Annotated in this window: 11 protein-coding genes and 3 tRNA genes; 5 read left to right on the forward strand and 9 right to left on the reverse strand. The window is 46.9% G+C overall.

Features of this window, described 5'->3' with window-relative positions; genetic code table 11:
* Positions 1-592 precede the first annotated feature (592 nt).
* Complete coding sequence (locus tag ABGY95_RS06920; RefSeq protein WP_347440962.1) at positions 593-799, forward strand: DNA-directed RNA polymerase subunit omega; 207 nt, start codon at positions 593-595, stop codon at positions 797-799.
* An 8-nt stretch (positions 800-807) separates the two neighbouring features.
* A complete protein-coding gene (gene smpB / locus ABGY95_RS06925) occupies positions 808-1,305 on the forward strand; it encodes an SsrA-binding protein SmpB (protein WP_347440971.1) in 498 nt (165 codons plus the stop codon).
* A gap of 69 nt (positions 1,306-1,374) precedes the next feature.
* Here smpB and purN read toward each other — a convergent pair whose 3' ends face one another.
* The 3 genes from purN to bamA all read right to left on the reverse strand — a co-directional run bounded on the left by purN (position 1,375) and on the right by bamA (position 5,549).
* Positions 1,375-1,956 carry a phosphoribosylglycinamide formyltransferase gene (gene purN / locus ABGY95_RS06930; protein ID WP_347440963.1) on the reverse strand — a complete coding sequence of 194 codons (582 nt, stop codon included), beginning with the start codon at positions 1,954-1,956 and terminating at the stop codon, positions 1,375-1,377.
* Positions 1,957-2,026: 70 nt separating this feature from the next.
* A tRNA-Val gene (locus ABGY95_RS06935) sits at positions 2,027-2,101 on the reverse strand.
* A gap of 1,114 nt (positions 2,102-3,215) precedes the next feature.
* Positions 3,216-5,549, reverse strand: a complete 2,334-nt coding sequence (bamA, locus tag ABGY95_RS06940; protein ID WP_347440964.1) for an outer membrane protein assembly factor BamA — start codon at positions 5,547-5,549, stop codon at positions 3,216-3,218.
* Positions 5,550-5,748: 199 nt separating this feature from the next.
* Here bamA and ABGY95_RS06945 point away from each other — a divergent pair.
* A tRNA-Glu gene (locus ABGY95_RS06945) sits at positions 5,749-5,823 on the forward strand.
* 90 nt (positions 5,824-5,913) lie between these two features.
* Here the strand turns inward: ABGY95_RS06945 and ABGY95_RS06950 are convergent.
* The 4 genes from ABGY95_RS06950 to ABGY95_RS06965 form a co-directional block, all read right to left on the reverse strand.
* Entirely contained in the window at positions 5,914-6,585 is a 672-nt protein-coding gene (locus ABGY95_RS06950) for a MerC domain-containing protein (protein ID WP_347440965.1), read from the reverse strand.
* Between the two features lie 5 nt (positions 6,586-6,590).
* The gene (locus ABGY95_RS06955; RefSeq protein WP_347440966.1) at positions 6,591-7,643 is read right to left on the reverse strand and encodes a GTP-binding protein; all 1,053 of its coding nucleotides are present in this window, start codon (positions 7,641-7,643) and stop codon (positions 6,591-6,593) included.
* On the reverse strand, positions 7,636-8,220 hold the full coding sequence (locus tag ABGY95_RS06960) for a hypothetical protein (protein WP_347440967.1): 585 nt from the start codon (positions 8,218-8,220) through the stop codon (positions 7,636-7,638). The genes ABGY95_RS06955 and ABGY95_RS06960 overlap by 8 nt, the downstream gene beginning before the upstream one ends.
* Before the next feature lie 118 nt (positions 8,221-8,338).
* On the reverse strand, positions 8,339-9,682 hold the full coding sequence (locus ABGY95_RS06965) for a nucleotide sugar dehydrogenase (RefSeq protein WP_347440972.1): 1,344 nt from the start codon (positions 9,680-9,682) through the stop codon (positions 8,339-8,341).
* Positions 9,683-9,893: 211 nt separating this feature from the next.
* On the opposite strand from ABGY95_RS06965, the gene ABGY95_RS06970 reads away from it, so the two are divergent.
* A complete protein-coding gene (locus ABGY95_RS06970) occupies positions 9,894-10,826 on the forward strand; it encodes a type I phosphomannose isomerase catalytic subunit (RefSeq protein ID WP_347440968.1) in 933 nt (310 codons plus the stop codon).
* 272 nt (positions 10,827-11,098) lie between these two features.
* Here the strand turns inward: ABGY95_RS06970 and ABGY95_RS06975 are convergent.
* Positions 11,099-11,186, reverse strand: a tRNA-Leu gene (locus ABGY95_RS06975).
* A gap of 227 nt (positions 11,187-11,413) precedes the next feature.
* Here ABGY95_RS06975 and ABGY95_RS06980 point away from each other — a divergent pair.
* Positions 11,414-11,776 carry a hypothetical protein gene (locus ABGY95_RS06980; RefSeq protein ID WP_347440969.1) on the forward strand — a complete coding sequence of 121 codons (363 nt, stop codon included), beginning with the start codon at positions 11,414-11,416 and terminating at the stop codon, positions 11,774-11,776.
* A gap of 88 nt (positions 11,777-11,864) precedes the next feature.
* Here the strand turns inward: ABGY95_RS06980 and ABGY95_RS06985 are convergent, their stop codons facing one another.
* Positions 11,865-12,962 carry a TlpA disulfide reductase family protein gene (locus tag ABGY95_RS06985; protein WP_347440970.1) on the reverse strand — a complete coding sequence of 366 codons (1,098 nt, stop codon included), beginning with the start codon at positions 12,960-12,962 and terminating at the stop codon, positions 11,865-11,867.
* Between the last annotated feature and the right edge of the window lie 64 nt (positions 12,963-13,026).

Genomic DNA, 13,026 nt, shown 5'->3' on the forward strand with positions numbered 1-13,026 from the left:
TCTATAGTAGCCCCATTCTATTGAGATGGAACTCCTCGCTTACCTTTTGTACCAGACTTTCTCTTTTGCCCTAGGATCACCTTGTTGGCATGCTTTCGCTCCCATCCAGTAATTTCCACAAACTCATCTAGCAATTTTGTTTTGGCTCTACGGCCTATTATGCGAGCATATCTCTCCCGCATTTGTAGCGTGTATTCTTCAGTACTTTTTCACTCATAGCCATGATTAGCTAGCGTGTCCTTATTTATGAGGCAACACGTTCAAAGGAAAAGATAAAGAAAAAACTTGCCACCTTTCTGAATCCCGCGCAAGCTACTTGCACGGGACAACGCAAGTTAACCGTCTGGCCAGAACTGGTATTTCGGGGGGAATTTTCCAGTTCTGTGCCTAACTTTAACAATCAAGCCCAGTCATGCAACACATGTTGCAAGATTGGGCTTGATTATTTTAACGAAAAGAGGTTCAAACTTCCCTCGTAAAGCATGGCAACCAACTGCCATCTTAGAACATCAAACCACGACACTGGAATAAGGCGCTCAGACACCAATTTTTTGAGCAACCGAAACCAGTGAATCAATTTCCAGCAACATCTATGAAAAGCGACCTTGTCGAACAAGCATCAGAGATCGTCAACGATCCACAAGTACTCATCAATGTAGTATCTCAACGCGTACGCCAACTCAACACTGGGCGCGCTCCACTCGTTGACACACTACCTAGTATGGGAGCTGCTGACATTGCTCTTACCGAAATCATCGAAGGTAAGCTCAAAGTCATCCCTGGCACATTTCAAGAATAGGCGAGTAAATTCGCTTATTCACCAACCAGCAACCCGAGAATGCCATGAGTGACGAAATTTCTAAGAATAGAAAAGCCCGCCACGAATACCACATCCTCGAGACATACGAAGTTGGTATAGAGCTCAAAGGCACGGAGGTCAAATCTATCCGTGCCGGCAAAGTTAACATTGCTGACTCCTTCGCGCGTGTCGAAAAAGGTCAGCTTTTTCTTTACGGGTGTGACATCCAACCATGGGAAACCGCTGGCTCGTGGTTTCAACACCAGTCACGTCGTCCACGTCGCCTCCTAGCGCACAAGGCCGAAATTCTTAAGCTCGACCTACAGACTTCACAAAAAGGCTGCACCCTTGTCTGTCTCCGCATGTACTGGCAGAACCGTAAAGTCAAAGTGGAGATCGGTGTTTCCAAGGGTAAAACCCACACCGACAAGCGTCACGCACTCAAAGACCAAGTCGAGAAACGAGAGGCGCAGCGTGAGATGTCACGATTCAACAAGGGTCGATAATCCACCCTTGCCATTAGTCATATACGCATCGAACGCGAATCAAGCTGAATCTGCACATCTTCACGTTCACTACTTCGCAGCTATAGTGGAGATTACCTCAGGGTAGAGCGAATGCTCTTTCACCTGAATACGCGCGTGCAGAGTCTCTGCAGTGTCGCCAGCGACCACAGGCACCTTTGCCTGCTTGATAATCGGTCCAGTATCCATGCCCGCGTCCACATAATGGACGGTGCAGCCACTTTCAGTAGCTCCGTCTTCAATAGCCTGCTTCCAAGCCATCAGCCCTGGATAAGCAGGTAGCAAAGAAGGATGAATATTCAAAATGCGCTCAGGAAAAATATCCAGCATCGGCTGTTTCACTAGTCTCATAAATCCAGCAAGACAAACAAGCTCCGCACCAGCCTCCTTTAACTGTGCAGCAACAGCACTCTGGCGCTCATCAGGGAACTTAGTCTTAAATGCTCCACAATCGATCACCTCGGCCGGTATACCGGCCTTGCGTGCTCTTTCCAGTATATAGCCATCTGGATTATCACTAAGAACTAGCACAATCTCTGCATCCAGGGTCCCAGCCTCGATCGCATCAAGAATCGCCTGCATGTTAGAGCCTGAACCTGAGCCTAGAACTCCGAGCTTAATAGTCTGTGACATTGGAATGTGAACTTTAGATTTAGCTAAAAAAAAACCAGCCATCATAAAGAATGGCTGGACTATAAACAAGTGGTACAGGAAGAGGGATTTGAACCCCCGACCGCCTCGGTGTAAACGAGATGCTCTACCGCTGAGCTATTCCTGCTTTCACTTGTTGCGCGCCACCTTGCGGCGACGGCGGAAATATCCACATTACAGCAAAATATGCAAGCTAAATTCGTCTAATTTCTCCACTTTTATTTAGAATCAGCTTTTCAGCCAAAGTTAGCACATACTCTTAGTTTAGCTAAACCCATCAACCTCTGTAGGTAACGCCCGAGATTCTACAATCCCCCCTTGGAAAGAACCTGCAACTTACCGCAACCCCCCTTTGTTGGATAAAAGAAATACGCTAAGATCTTACTAGGTTCAAATGTGAAAGCTATTCTCTGTAACTACTGTTTCTGTTAGCCTCAACATCAGCGAATAATCCATAAATCAAGTGAACGTGAATCAGATTCAAGAACTTTAAGATCATATTTTTCTTAGGCTTTATAGCGATACCGGTCTTCAAACCTCTCCAATCAACTGGAGATTTGAGAAGTTCACAAATTGGCAAGAACCATAGGCTGCTTGCCTTTAGTCCCCTTAGAGAGGCAGTAACTTGTAGGCTCCTTTTTCCTCATCAGGGAAAAATACAAAGAGCACACGCTTCCAACTAGCGGGGAAAGCTACCGTATTGATTATCTGAACACCAATGTAGCATATGCGCGACACTCAGATTTCCTCGAAGGTAAATCGAACTCCAGCTAAAGCTTTCCAAATACAGTTAGTGACGTTTTACCCGTATTCCCCATATTAATTTACCTAAAGACTTTGCAACAGCCTTATGTCACTTACTCGTCTGCAAACAGCCATTCAACCTGTCTATCAGCTTCTTAGCCTTAGCACAATCATTGATCTCTAACATAATTGACTTCTGCTTTCCATCTACAGTCCTAGGATAGCGTATGAGTACGCCATACAAGTCCAACCCTTTTGATCCAAGTACCCTCTTAGAGCCGATACTTTAGCCACCCATTAAATAAGGGATAAGCTAGTCCAAACTCAACCAATCTAGTCGATTTCGACAGAAAAGAGAATTATATCAAATTGCAACGAACTAACTTGCATCGTTCCCTCTTGAAAACAAAAGAGCCCCAACCCCTATTAAATAAGGGATTGAAGCTCTATAAAGTCACATCGAACTAATTTAAATCAGTTCAAACTTTAGTCCAATTTTAGAACTCGTAATCTACATAGAAGTTGAACTGGCCGCCTTTGTCGGCGACTGGGTCAGGTGAGCGGAGTGGGATACCGTAATCGAGCGCGATTGGTCCAAACGGTAGGTTCATGCGGAGGCCAAAGCCTGCATCTGAGTGATAGTCGCTGAGTCCCAGATCCCAGCTATCGAGGTTCACCACACCAGCATCGTAGAAAAAAGCTCCACGCACTGTTGAGACAAGCGGGAAGGACCATTCCACAGTCGCGTAACCCGCAGAGTTACCACCGATCACACCGCCTGTCTCTGGGTCACGTGGACCAACGTCACGGTACTCAAATCCACGGAGGTTACGAGCACCACCAAGGAACTGACGGTCGTAAATTGGAGTTGGGCCTGAAGCAGTTTCTACCATATCAACCGATCCACTGAATTCTAGAATGGAGTCAAACCATAAGTTCCAATACTTGGAGCCTGAGACATTGAAGATGAAGGAGTCTGAATTTCCTCCAAGTGACTCGAGGATAGTAGTTACACCTGTATCTAACTTATGACCACGGCGTGGAGTCTGGAGCGAATTACGGCTATCGTAGACGTAGTTAAGTCCCAGAGCTGGGCGAGTGAAATCCCCTCCAACTTCCTGGAAAAGAGAGTCCGTTGGAACATCGTCCTCAACTTCCACTTTGATTTTCTCATAGCGCAGATCCACATTGATGTAGGAACGCTTGCCGAGTGGCTTACGAAGGAAGATTGCGCCACCCACATTGCGTTGGTCATAATAGTCACTCAGGTTTTGGGCTCCACGGTAGAACAGCTCAGTCCCCAAGGAGAGACGTTGGCCGAGGAACCATGGCTCAGTGAGGGAGATCTTGAAGTCCTGAGTCTCTGAACCAGCACGGAGGTTGAGCCCAAAACGCTGACCACCACCACGGAAACCCCATGGATTGGAAATATCAAAGTTTGTTTCCTCGACATTGATGTAACCAACGATGCTGTCGATAGAACTAAATCCGAGACCGAAGCTGAGCTGGCCAGTATTTTTCTCGTCCACGATGATGTTGATGTCACGGTAACCGTCCTGTGCGGATGGAGAACCTTCTGTCACAACATTGGAGAAGTAATTCAATCCCTGAAGCCTTTGGCGCGTGGTCTCTACGTCCACTGAGTTGAAATTATCACCAGGCTTGAGCGGCACTTCACGGCGGATCACGCGATCCTTCGTCTTATTGTTACCTTCGATGGTCACACGTCCCACTTTGTATGGATCTCCCTCGGTGATTCGGTAGGTGATGTTGATTTTACCAGGGCCTGCATCATTGATGTCTGGGTCAACACGAGCGTCAGCATATCCACGAGATCCATAGTAACTACGGATTGTGCGGATGTCTTTGCGCATCTTCTTAGAGGAAAATCCATCGGCAGTATTTAGAGTGAGCACTGGTGATAGTTCAGCGGAACTGAATACTTTCATTGGCCCAGCAAAGGCAATTTGTGCAACCGAGTATTTGATTCCCTCATTAATATCCATCACGAGACTCACTTTACCTTTGGGATCCGTTTCACGACGGAAGCCATTACTTGCTACACGGAGGTATCCACGGTTACGGTAGTAATCGAGGACACGGTCTTCATCTTCAGCGAGCTTAGTGATATCAATACGCCCAGATTTGGTAAGGAAAGAAAGAAGGCCCTTTTCTTTCGTTAGCATCTCCCCCTTCAACACATGAGACTTGAAGGCTGTATTTCCGCGGAACTTAATGGTATGAACCTCAGTCTGGACACCTTCCTCAATAGTGAGGATCAGATCAGAATAACCCTCGCGGTTGGTTGATTGAATACGATGACTAACAACAACATCGGGATAACCATAACCTAGGTAATACTTCTCAACATTTTTACGCGCTTCGTAGATTGTGGCATCACTCAATGAAGCTCCAGGCTTCAGCTTGATTTCCTTCGCTAGTTTTTTGTCTGTGAAATTCACATTCCCAGCAAAACCAACACCGGCCAACGCTGGGCGTGTGACAACTTGCACAATTAGGGTCATTCCTAGGCCTCTCTCTTCGCCAGACATTTTGACATCGTCAACAAGCCCGCTCTCAACGAGTGAACGAATATCGTCGTCTAACTTCTCCGCACTGAACTTCTGACCAGCTTTCACTGACATCAAGTTACGAATACGCGCTTCGTCTACGGTTTTAGCCCCTTTGTATAGGACTTGTACGGAATTGATCTTCTTGTCAGTGAAGTCTTGAGCGCCAGCTATTGAAAAGCTGAGCATCAAGGCAAACACACTCATGATCGCAAGTCTTAAGCGAGATGGGGCGATAGATTTTGTCATCTGGTCGTGCATGGTTAGTTCAGTAGAGTGAGATATAAATCTCAGAGAGCCGATAACAACCATTGTCCCTCTCAAGGTCAAGGCGAATCAATGACTTGTCTTCCAACAATCTACCCAGCATAAAAGAAAATTTCGTTCTCAATGAAATTTCATCTTGCACATAAACTCTAAGCATGATTCTTTGCGCGCGCCGCAAGGCAACCATTACAGCGTCCCGTTCGTCTAATGGTTAGGACTCCGCCCTTTCACGGCGGCAATAGGGGTTCGAATCCCCTACGGGATGCCATTTTTCTTTGTTGAAAAATGCTTCATAACTAAAAGCTCACCAGCGATGGTGAGCTTTTTTTGTGTTTTGGGAGTGAAAGCCCGTTTTGAACTATGTTGTCGTCGGACTATGACAGCACGTCTTTGTGCGGCAGCCGTGCCGACAGCCACAGAGGTTGCCGACATGAGCCGCGATGAGGAAAAACCCGCCAAGGGTCGTGATGATCGCGGCAGGAGGCACATGAAGTGACATCACACCGGCCTCACTCACTATTAAACTGGGACAACACTCATCCACACAGCCACCTTCCGCCAATTCATCAAGACCTGTAGAACTTTCTGAAGTCGCTTCAGCTGCACAGCTTGATGCGCAGCTAGAACTACAACTTGATTGTTTGGCCTCACCCGCAGCACCTTCGACAACCTCGTGAGTCACTGTCTCGGCGGCCTCAGAATTAGGGTCTCCCCCCCCTTGCTTTCCAAATGCAGGAAGTGCGGCTCCCCCAGACACCAAGAAAATACCAACAAACGCACAAAGGGCGACCCAACGCTTCTGATGAATACGATACCCCTTGCAAATAGAAAACACAGCCAACGGGACGATAAATAATGCAACTAGGGCATGCGATGCAGGATGCGCCCAGACTTCACCAAATGCTGGCAAAAAGAGAAGTAACACTGGAGCCATACCACAATGAATAGCGCAGAGCACAGAGACTGCCACCCCCAGTCGGTCAGCTTTATGCAGAGAAACCCCTTCCGTCGAATTCGCAATAGTAGTCATATAGTTTATTTATTTGGAAAATGGCAACGAGGGTGAAGTAGGAAATGCATCTGTTGGAGAATCCCCTCAGGCTCGAGATCTGCCCCTATAAAGATCGCCGAGCACGGCGCCTGAGACACAGAACGCACTGGCAAGGGGCGAGGTGATATCTCCATTCCAACTCGTTCATATAAGTACCGGGTCTCTGGCTCTGATTTGAGTGTGACTAAAGCCTTAGCGCGAATGACTGTCTCAGGTAACTCCTGCAGCCAATGCAACATCTGAGCTTCAGACACAGGTTCAGGAATAATCACATTGCAGCCAGTAAACTCATGCGCAAAATGGTGCCTATCATGCTGATTCGCTGAGCGCACAAAACTAGAAGACAAACCTCCCCACACCCCATCACTCGTCTCTGTTTTCAGCCTAGCCACAGCATGCCCCGTGTTTCTATCAGCCGCGATCTTCAGCGATTGGGCTAAACCTATGGCAGATGTGCGGCTCGCTTGCGGGTTGATACTTTTCACCAACTGCTCCAACGCGTACTCGTTCTCCTCACTAAGCTCAGAGATATGTGACAAGAGATAATGACTAGCTGTCTCCAACTGAAGCTTCTCCAGCTCACTATATCGCAACCTCTTACCGAAACTACGAGCATCAATAACACACACCTGCCAGCGAGGGCTAAGTAGAAATTTTGACTCTAGAAGAGTGAAACCTTCTAATAATGGAAGAGGGTCAGCAGTACCGTTCAGCTCAACTATAAGCGCTTGGTTGCTCGAATTTGAGACTTTCATAACCGTGTCATAGAGTTCATCCATCCCCTCACAGCAGACACAAGACCCCGTCAGCGACGCTACGGATTCAGCATGATCAATCAGCGTTTCACGATCGATCTCAGCATTCTCCCGATCATTAAGAATAACGTCACATAGGTAGCTATCACGAGTCATTTCATCGAGGATAGCTCGCAACAAAGTCGTCTTTCCTGCCCCCAGAAACCCTGTGAGCATAAGCATCGGCCTCACTGCTACGACAGGAGGAATAGCCTCGGAACTGCCTTTCAATGCACTAGACATACACTTCTTTTGAAAATTGTTTTGGTCTCACTAGTTGATCCGGTGTTCCTCGAAAGCACTCAAACCACTCGAGAGCCTTTGCTGGTTCTAGCCAAGCTTTAGCCTTCGGCACCTTCTTGTAAAACCCATAATTCGCCTCACGGTAACTACTCCCAAAGCAATCTAAAACAACCCGTTCATAGAAAATCAACCAGTCAAGAAATGGTAGGGAAGCCAAATAGAGTTCCTCCCTGGTCACTTGTTTATTGATCAATACATTTTGCCACACTCCAGGAATGGGAGTTATCTCAGAGGAAGACCAGATCACACATTTCCGCTTGGGCCGAATAAAACTAAAACCTCCACCAGCCCCATACCAACCAGCACACGATCCATAGAGTTCAATTTTCCCGCCCAACCAATCTTTTCTATAGCAGCTTGTTCCACGCAATCCCCTTGACGGATGACGCTCAAAACCTTGCTCCACCAAAAAATTTCCCTCAGGACGCAATACATCCTGCCCCCAAAAAAACATTTGCTGTTGTATCCCCTCCGCTAAATCACGGAGGAAATGGCTTTTAATTATTTCCTTGCTCACCCCCATAACGCAACAAAAGTACAAAAACATCAATAATACAACAATTATCGCAAGATTATTGCAAATAAAGCCAATTCCTCAAGATTGAGGAATTGGCCTAAAACTGAATGTCTAGGAATTAAGCCTTACCGATACCTGCGGCCTTAAAGCCGATCGATTCGAGCTTTGCTAGGTCGAGTATGTTACGCCCATCGAATATATGCGCAGGCTTAATCATATTTTTATAAACCTCAGCGTAGTCCAGAGTTGTAAATTCATCCCACTCCGTGAGAATGAGCAAGGCATGAGCCCCGTCTGCCGCCTCTTCAGCGGTGTTCGCAATTTTGACAGAATCTGACGTGAGTTGTTTGATTTCCTCAGCTGGAACCTGCGGATCATAGACTACGATGTTAGCCCCCTCTTCGATCAAGTCACGGCAGATGTAGATAGCCGCAGATTCACGTGTGTCATTTGTGTCCTTCTTGAAGGCAAAACCTAGCACTGCGATGCGCTTTCCCTGCAGCGTATTAAAAAGACTATGGATCACTTTACGGGTGAAGCGTTTGCGTTGGTAGTCATTCATCGTGATGACTTGACGCCAGTAGTCCGCCACCTCTGGTAAACCAAAGTGCTCAGAAAGGTACACTAAGTTGAGGATATCCTTCTGGAAACAGGATCCACCAAAACCGACAGAAGAGTTGAGAAATTTCGAACCTATGCGGCTATCCATACCGATGGCATTCGCAACCTCATCGACATCAGCTCCAGATTCTTCACACACAGCGGAGATAGCATTGATTGAAGAGACTCGCTGTGCCAGAAAAGCATTTGACACCAGCTTGGACAACTCAGAGGACCAGACATTAGTCGTGACAATCCTCTCACGCGGAACCCAACGATTGTATACATCAACTATGGTCTGCACAGCCTTTTGACCAGACTCAGTAGCATCCCCGCCAATCAACACGCGGTCAGGACTCTCTAAGTCTGTGATGGCTGTGCCTTCAGCTAGGAATTCTGGATTTGATAGAATCTCGAACAAATGACCTTTACCATAGCCCTCAAAAACACTCTTTACCAATTCTGCTGTGCGAACTGGAACCGTGGACTTCTCAATCACGATTTTAGGTTTGTCACAGGCTTCTGCAATCATGCGGGCACAGCCTTCGATATGCCCGAGCTCAGCAGCCTGACCTGCGCCGACACCATAATTCTTTGTTGGAGTTCCTACAGAAATAAAGATGATGTCCGCAGATTTTATATGCGACTTCACCTCAGTCGAGAAAGTAAGGTTCTTACCTCGTCGTTCTTCGACGATTTTTTGAAGTCCAGGCTCATAGATTGGCAAGCTATCTGAATTCCATGCAGCTATGCGTTGTTTACTCAAATCTACAACTGCCACATCAATGTCGTGACATTTCTTGGCAATCATCGCCATGGTTGGGCCACCAACATAGCCTGCTCCTATACAACAAATTTTCATTATTCTCAACGGGGTATCAGTTTATCGAATGAAGTACCCTTCACACCGAAATCTGGCGCTGATATAAACACCAAAGGTTCACGTGTCCATAACTCAAAAATAGATTTTCACCGAGTTTCTCTTAAAGATTCAAATTAGAGACGACGAAATTTCTGGCTTTCTCGTCTGTTTTATTAAATAGTGGAGAAGTTTAAAGCAACATATCAACACGATGGCACCACTCACATTCCAACCAATTTACCAACAACGCGTCTGGGGCGGCAGAAAACTCGAAACAATCTACGACAGACAGCTCCCAGAACCTGCAACCCCCTACGGTGAATCCTGGGAAATTTCTGATAGACCCGAAGCCCAGTCAGTAGTTACCTCAGGAGCTCTTGCTGGTAAATCACTCCACCAGCTTTGGAGCGAACAACGCTGCGAAATATTCGGAGATTATTCTTCAGATTCTTTCCCCCTGCTGATTAAGATTCTCGATGCGCAGGCTGATCTATCGATTCAGGTACACCCACCGCAACACCTTGCCGCAGAACTTAATGGCGAACCAAAGACTGAAATCTGGTACATCGCCCACGCAGAACCTAATGCCAAGATCTATGTCGGCCTAAAAATGGGTACCACGCGTGAAAGCTTTGAGGCAGCACTCAACAACGGCGATCCAGACAAGCTCGTTCATGCGATCGAACCACAAGCTGGGGAATCCATTCATATCCCATCTGGGCGACTTCATGCTATTGGAGCGGGGCTGGTGATCTACGAGATTCAGCAAAACTCAGATACCACCTACCGCGTGTTTGACTGGAACCGCCTAGGTCTCGATGGCGCACCTCGTGAACTGCACATCCGTGACTCTATGCAATGCATAGATTTCAGTGACTTCGAGCCAACTATGGATAGCCCCAAAGGTAACACCCTAGCCGAGTGCGCTTATTACAAAGTGGATAAATTCCAACTATCCGAAGGTTACTCAATCAATAACCCTGAGGAGGACAAATTCTCCATACTTACCGTAGTTGAAGGCTGCCTCAAGGATTGCGACGGAAACACCCACTCTGCTGGCAGCTTCCTTCTCAATCCAGCTGGTGTGAAAGGGCTCATTGCCTGCTCGGACTGCATAGTGCTGCAGACCACCCTTCCAGAATAACTCAGACGCATTTCAAAATCTCACGCATTCAACCCCAATCTGAGACACGCTACTTGGGATATTTCTCTCACTACTCGTACCAGAGTAGCATCAAGAAGGCTAGCCTATGAGCTCTGTACACTCCCAGATCATGCAATTCCTCCAGCTTTAGAGTGTTCGATAATACCAACTCGACCTAACTAGGCATCGCGGAGATCTACCCCAACCTTCTATTACTCTTGCTATTTAGACACAAAAGAGCCTCACAAATGTGAGGCTCTTTTGTGTCTAAATGGTGCTCGAGGGGGGAATCGAACCCCCACGGCCGCAATGGCCACTAGATCCTTAGTCTAGCGCGTCTACCAATTCCGCCACCCGAGCAGGTGTTGATTAGTGCTGGGCTTTTGTAGTGGAAAATTTCTGAGAGGCAAGTAAATCTTTGCTAATTTTTTCATACTCTCCGATTCAGTCGAAGAATCGTCATTGAGCTACAAAGAAATATGCCTTATAAATGCTAGCGCACATTATAATCAACAGATCTCTCGACTTCAGGTTTACTTCAATCAGACCGTAGAGAAAGCCCCGTTAACCCATACTCAAAAATCATTATGAACGAAGAAACAACACACAACGAAGAAGCTAAACACCAATTCGATTCCTTCTCAGATGCTTGTGGCCAAGCCTGCAATGACGCCAAAGATAAAGCGCGAGCTGCTGCTCCAAAGCTAAAGGAGACAATTTCTAATAGGGCATTCGAAGCCGCGTACGGGGTAGCTTACGGAGCAGTTTTTGTTGGAGCATTTGCTCACGAAATACTCCCTCAGTCACTCAAGGATGGCCTAGATAAAGGCGCCCAAGCCGGCAAGAATGCCGCTCGTAAAGCGACAGAAAAAGCCAAAGAAAACTTTACCCAACAACAAGAACAAGCTCCACAAGTGGCTCCGGCGCTACATGATGCGCCACCAGCATAGTGACTTTTTTTATGCGTCTTTGTAAACTGTACAGCTAACTCAAGAAGCTGGAAATAATCCCCGTCTGATTCATTTCAGGCGGGTATTTTTATTTTTCATCTGGAGCCAACAACGCGGACACCGTAAGATCAACAAAACTTCCGATCTGCCCGTTATATTGGATCACGCCTTCAGCATCGAGCACGTAGCAGACTGGTGAATCGGTTACGCGGTAGACTCTATAGAGGTCGCCATTTGGGTCCGAGAAATTTTTCCCGCTCGTTTTTTGAGCCATTTCAATTTCACGAAGGTCACTCAGAGAGTCGCGGTTGACTCCGACAATTTGCACATTCGCACCGCTATAATTTTTCTCAATTTTGCGGAGATAATCGAGTACTTCAATCGGCTGTTCCCAGCTTGTCCAAAATACTAGAACAACAATCTTGCCTCGAAAATCACTTAGCCTCATCGACTGGGATCGGCTATCTCGGCCCACCAACTCAGGCGCAGTCGCGCGCTTGGAAAGTTTAGTCATCCGATAGATCTCCTCTTTCGCAAAGTCGGCAACTGTCAAATCACCTGCCTTCATGTCTGCCGCATTGATAATTGCTTTACGAATCAGATCTAAGCGGCGCTTGTTGATATCAGGACTATCACCCATCGATGCCAATACACCAGATAGAGCTAGGCACGCCTGACCACGTATTGCATTGTCACGTTGGCTATTGATAATTGATTCAATGAAATGGATTTTCTCCAGTGTGAGGTTCACGACTTTCCCCTCAATGCCTGACCTCGCGGGATGAGCTGCCGCCTTTCCCGCCGGCACTAGTGCAATGCAGAACTCACCTAACAATGGGGAGCTCATGTGAAATTTTTTGATAAGCCCAATAAAGTCAGTCACATCATTTTCTGTGAGTTCTCTATGATGGCTAAACAACCAAATGATGTAAGGCATCGTCCATTTTTGCGTTAGAGAGCTACCTATCTCACCAATCATCCTTTTGCTATACTCTCCATAGTTTGGACGGTTCTTCAAAACGCTAGCTTTCTGTGCCGCAGTTATCGCCCCTAACATATGTTGCTGCCACTCAAGCTCAGCCAAACGGCATTCTTTAGCAATTCGTTCGGCACCCTGCGGGGTCCCAGCTAGAGCTGACACAGTGGCCGCGACAAAGGCAAAGAGCACTAGGTAGATCTGTTTCATGGTGAAAAAGTAACAGTCGCGGCCATAATGACAAGCCCCAGAAATAAATCAGCTCAGACCGCAT

It is taken from the genome of Rubritalea sp. (genome assembly GCF_039830215.1).
Classification (GTDB): Bacteria; Verrucomicrobiota; Verrucomicrobiia; order Verrucomicrobiales; family Akkermansiaceae; genus Rubritalea.